5 protein-coding genes are annotated in these 4,493 nt (G+C 43.4%); 1 reads left to right on the top strand and 4 read right to left on the bottom strand.

The features are described from left to right. The 3 genes from ACLFWI_RS27345 to ACLFWI_RS27335 all read right to left on the bottom strand — a co-directional run. A partial coding sequence (locus tag ACLFWI_RS27345) for an APC family permease (RefSeq protein WP_446415551.1) occupies nt 1-562 on the bottom strand: 562 nt, incomplete at its 3' end. A gap of 281 nt (nt 563-843) precedes the next feature. Next, complete coding sequence (locus ACLFWI_RS27340; protein WP_446415550.1) at nt 844-1,179, bottom strand: hypothetical protein; 336 nt, start codon at nt 1,177-1,179, stop codon at nt 844-846. Nucleotides 1,180-1,218: 39 nt separating this feature from the next. Then, nucleotides 1,219-1,899 carry an HAD family hydrolase gene (locus ACLFWI_RS27335; protein WP_446415549.1) on the bottom strand — a complete coding sequence of 227 codons (681 nt, stop codon included), beginning with the start codon at nt 1,897-1,899 and terminating at the stop codon, nt 1,219-1,221. A gap of 242 nt (nt 1,900-2,141) precedes the next feature. On the opposite strand from ACLFWI_RS27335, the gene ACLFWI_RS27330 reads away from it, so the two are divergent. After that, nucleotides 2,142-3,005 (top strand): DUF4351 domain-containing protein, encoded by an 864-nt coding sequence (locus ACLFWI_RS27330; protein ID WP_446415552.1) that lies wholly within the window; start codon nt 2,142-2,144, stop codon nt 3,003-3,005. 127 nt (nt 3,006-3,132) lie between these two features. On the opposite strand, the gene ACLFWI_RS27325 is transcribed toward ACLFWI_RS27330, so the two are convergent. Beyond that, on the bottom strand, nt 3,133-4,446 hold the full coding sequence (locus ACLFWI_RS27325; RefSeq protein WP_446415548.1) for a hypothetical protein: 1,314 nt from the start codon (nt 4,444-4,446) through the stop codon (nt 3,133-3,135). Between the last annotated feature and the right edge of the window lie 47 nt (nt 4,447-4,493).

The raw sequence follows: 4,493 nt of genomic DNA, 5'->3' as shown, positions 1-4,493 counted from the left end.
TGGGGAAAAAGGGGGTAAAATTCTCAGGGGTAATGTGAGGTAAACCCGTGATGATAAAGATCATCAGCGAGAGTAGGGTAATGGAAACGATAATTAGGTTGGTTAGGTTAGAACGGCGAATTCCCCCTAAGACAATTAGCGTCAAGATAACTACTGTAACCAGCGCCATGGGAACTAACCATTGAGTCGCATCCAGACGCAACGCATTTAACAAATAACCCGCCAACCCCAAAGCCGCCGTCGCCGCTGATGCTGTTTTCGCCAAGAGGAACATCCAACCCGCCGTAAAGCCCAGCCAAGGGGTAAGATAGCGATACCCATATTCATAAGTTCCGCCACTAACGGAATGATTTGCCGCGAGTTGGGCGCTACTTAACCCATTACAGGCGGCGAGTAAAGCTGCGATCGCAACAGCTAAGATTACCGATGTTCCAGCGACTCCGGCGGCGATACCAATACTGACAAATACCCCGGTTCCCACCATCGAACCCAGTCCGACGAGGATAGCACCCCGAACATCCAATTCTCGTTTCAGCGAGGGTGGCGGGTTGGATTTTGGCATACAGATACTTCCCTGAGTAATCATTATGCTGCTTATCGTACCAAGTCTAATAGAGTAGAATTTATGTCGAGTGATCTACGATACAGGCAAAAATAAATTGAGGGAATCTTGGCTCAATGGCACTGTTGTAGAGACGCGCCATGGCGCGTCTCTACATAAATGATGCGTCCTAACCGCTCTTTTTCCGACTGGATTCAGGCTATGATAGCGCGGCGAAAATCGCTTTGTTGCGATCGCAGTAAAGTAATCCAGTCCATGATCCGTTTGCAGGTAATTATTTTCTAACTATTGTCTCTCGGTTCCAGTAGCTTTATCCTATTCTGATCATCAAACTTTTCCTTTTCATTGTTATCAATAGTTTCTAAAGTCGCTTCCTGTTCCTTTAACGACTCAACATTGTTGCTCAACTCCACTGTGTTTCTAGATACTCGATTGAACGATAACCAAACGACAGCAGTCGTGAAACTGGCTCCTATAATCACCGCTAATGGTAAAATAACACCACTGTCAGTCATCGAAACTAATGGAATGCAAATCCCTAGCATTCCCGTGGCAAATCCCCAAATAATGGCAGTAGCGGCAAGTTTAAAGCCTGCTCCTTGTGTTTGACGTATCATAAGTTAACTCAAGTTATCAGACAATCACTATCTCCTCTGTCACAATGCGATAGTGTTCATTTCCCGCCCAAAACAATGGAGTAAATTTTCCAGCTTGGGGTCAGTCAAATCATTAACCACCAACTCCGCCCCCGCCGCCATTAACGCCTGTGGTTCATGAGTCGTCGCCACACCAATCGTTAAAATTCCCGCACCGACGGCGGAACGAACACCAGTTAAGGAATCTTCAAACGCCACGGCGGAAACCGGGGATACACCCAATAATTCTAACCCCACCTGATAAGGTATGGGATCAGGTTTACCCTTTTCCAGTTCCTCCGCTAAAACAACGGTGGTAAAGTGCTTATCTAAACCGAGAACTTGCAACATAAATTGGGCATTATCTTTCGGTGCATTTGTCACCACCGCCTGCTTCAGTTGCTTTTGATTTGCCCAATCTAACACCTCTAGCAATCCGCCTAAAGGTTTCAATTGTTGAGCAGCACGTTTCCGATATTCTGATTCTTTATAATCCCCTAACAGTTTTCCTGCTTCTAGAGACAGATGGGGTAATAAATCCTTGACAATCGCCGCATTGAGACGACCGCTAAAATGAGTTTGGTAGAAGGCGTGATCAAACTCTAAGCCATACTCGCGCAAGATATCTTGCCACGTCTGAAAATGGATAGAGTCAGTATCCGCTAAGGTGCCGTCTAAATCAAATAATAATGCCTGAAGCATAATCGATGGGGTGATAGCTGTTGCACTCCAGTCTACCGTTTAGTAACGAAATATGACAAGAACGACTCAGTTTCCGGTTAAGACTGACGTATCGTAATAAAAGGTGGGGTTTATCAAGATGGGTTTAGCCACTTTCTGCGTGGGTATCACCGATTACATTTCAACCAAACCCCTGCTTATCCCAAATCAGTATCACTGCGCCAAAGCTTTGATTTCTGCCAGTATTATTCACAATGAGTGATATGATTCAATCTCAACTCACACCGCCAAAAGTATCCTACAGGATTGAATGGAAAAAACTGCCTGATGATTTTCACTTACCCGATGAACCTGTGGAGAATATTTATCATCCCTTACTCGCATCAGCACTGCGAGAGATTCTAGAAATCGCTGGCTTTATCACCTCCTCCATGCTATTCGCCTCCAACTTTGCTATTTGTGCCACGGTGGACGGAAAAATAGTGGTCAAAGCACCAGACTGGTTTTATGTTCCCAATGTGTTACCTATCGCGCCAGAAGTCATTCGTCGCAGTTATACCCCTCATGCAGAGGGAGATATTCCAGCCATTGTTATGGGGTTTCTCTCTGAGACTGAACAGGGAGAATACTCAGCGAAATCGACTTATCCCTATGGAAAATGGTATTTTTATGAGCGGATTTTGCAAGTCCCAATTTATGTTATTTTTAACCCCAATGATGACACATTAGAAGTCCATGACTTAGTAGCCGGACATTATGAACTGCGACAACCCGATGCCAATGGACGCTACTGGATTGCCGCAATGGGTTTATATTTGGGAGTTTGGTACGGCACTAAGGCGGAAATAACCTGCTATTGGTTACGGTGGTGGGACGAATCAGGGACTCTTTTACCTTGGGGAGTTGAGCGAGTGGAACAAAGTTTACAGGAAGGAGTACAACAAGGAAGAATGCAGGAAAAGTTAGCGATGATTAACCGTTTATTGATTCGCCGAATTGGTGAAATTACTCCGGATGTGCAATCCCGAATTAATGGTTTATCGGCAACAGCTTTAGATGAATTAAGTGAGGCTTTATTGGATTTTACAGATATGACGGATTTAGTCAATTGGATTGAGCCGTATTAATGTTGAAGCCACCCCCTTTTGAGGAGGCGATTGAAATCGCTGCTACACAAACTGACATGATAGAACGTAACTTAGCAAGTAGTCGGACAAAAGAAAACGGTACTGTATTAAGTTTTGCTAATTACCCTCAAACCCTTACTGTTCCCTGTTCCCTGTTCCCTGTTCTTTGACGATAATTAAGTCCAATTAAGTCTTTAAAATAAATAGATGTTGGTTCTTTTAATGCTGAACTATAGTCTTTATGGAGTTGAGGAGTAACTGAGGTACTATCGCTAAAAAATAGGGAATCTCCGAGGACGGAAATAGACTTCTGATTAAGGGATTGAATTAAATCCTGTGACCTGATACCTTTTTGATTATAAATTTGATTTAAAGTGACATTATCTTCTGCCAAAATTGCTTGAAATGCCATTCGTTCATCCTGACTAAGCTGTTGGGTGAATTCTATCAAATTTTGCCATTCTCGTGGTAAAATTACGGATAAATTAAGTTCAAGTATGGGTAAGACTGTTTCAGTTGCTGTTAACTTCTGTACTCCTAGGGTTTGCATTTGCTGTTGCAGAGCGACATAATCGGATTCTAACTGTTGTTTAAGCTGATCTAATCGCGTCAAATCTTGATTGACTTGCTTTTGTTGTTGCTGTTTTTCGGTAAGTTGTTGCTGCATTTGTTCCAATTCTGATTTGAGCGGAGTGAGATTTTCCTGCATTCGCTGTTGCTGTATTCGTAAGGACAAAAAAGCTTGATTCAGTTGCTCTAAACGTTGCTTTAAGGCTTGAATTTGGGTATGTAAGTCGTAAGCTTCGCCGCCTAAGTCTTGCTTACGGTGTTCCAGTTCGGCTAAGTCTTGACTAAGATGTTCGTGTTGATGCAGTTTATCGGCTATTTCAGTTTGAAGCTGTTCGAGTTCAGCATGTAAGTGATTTAAGCGAGTTTCCGCTGGCTGGATTTGGGCAGTTTTTGCCCAAAGGGATTGATTCAGTTCGCTTTGGTGTTTCTCTATCTGCTGAATTTGCGATCGCAGAATACTCACTTCCTCTAGGTGTTCCTGCTTGTGCTGTTGAATTTCACGGATTTCTTGATACAGGCTATTGCGTTGGTTATGCAGTTCAGACACGCGATTCAGAAGCTGATTTCGTTCAGTTTGTAATGCATTAATACTGGCTTCGAGTTGATGTTGTGTTTCCCTTCCCTGGATGAGTGATTCATACAGCAGGCTTTCTGCTTCCTCAAATTCTTGGATTTGATTGAGTAAAGCGTTTTTGCGCTGTTTTTCTGCTTGGAGGCGTCGCCTATCCACTACAGTAACGCCAGCATAACTTGCCACAACGGTAACGACTCCATTAACCAAGGCTTTGTTGGGGTTAACGAACAATCCCACACCCACACTGACTGTAAAAGCAACTGTACCAAGAAGCATTTGATTAACAAGTTGGTTCATTGGTCATTGGTCATTGGTCATTGGTCATTGGTCATTGGTCATTGGTC

This window comes from Coleofasciculus sp., from assembly GCF_046539235.1.
In the GTDB taxonomy this organism is placed as follows: domain Bacteria; phylum Cyanobacteriota; class Cyanobacteriia; order Cyanobacteriales; family Coleofasciculaceae; genus Coleofasciculus.
The sequence above is the reverse complement of the archived record's forward strand: the minus strand, read 5'-3'. Positions and strand labels throughout refer to the sequence as shown.

Coding starts and splice junctions, on each gene's coding strand:
- ACLFWI_RS27335 (WP_446415549.1), bottom strand. CDS start 1,899: ATGCTTCAGGCATTATTATTTGATTTAGACGGCACCTTAGCGGATACT.
- ACLFWI_RS27330 (WP_446415552.1), top strand. CDS start 2,142: ATGATTCAATCTCAACTCACACCGCCAAAAGTATCCTACAGGATTGAA.
- ACLFWI_RS27340 (WP_446415550.1), bottom strand. CDS start 1,179: ATGATACGTCAAACACAAGGAGCAGGCTTTAAACTTGCCGCTACTGCC.
- ACLFWI_RS27325 (WP_446415548.1), bottom strand. CDS start 4,446: ATGAACCAACTTGTTAATCAAATGCTTCTTGGTACAGTTGCTTTTACA.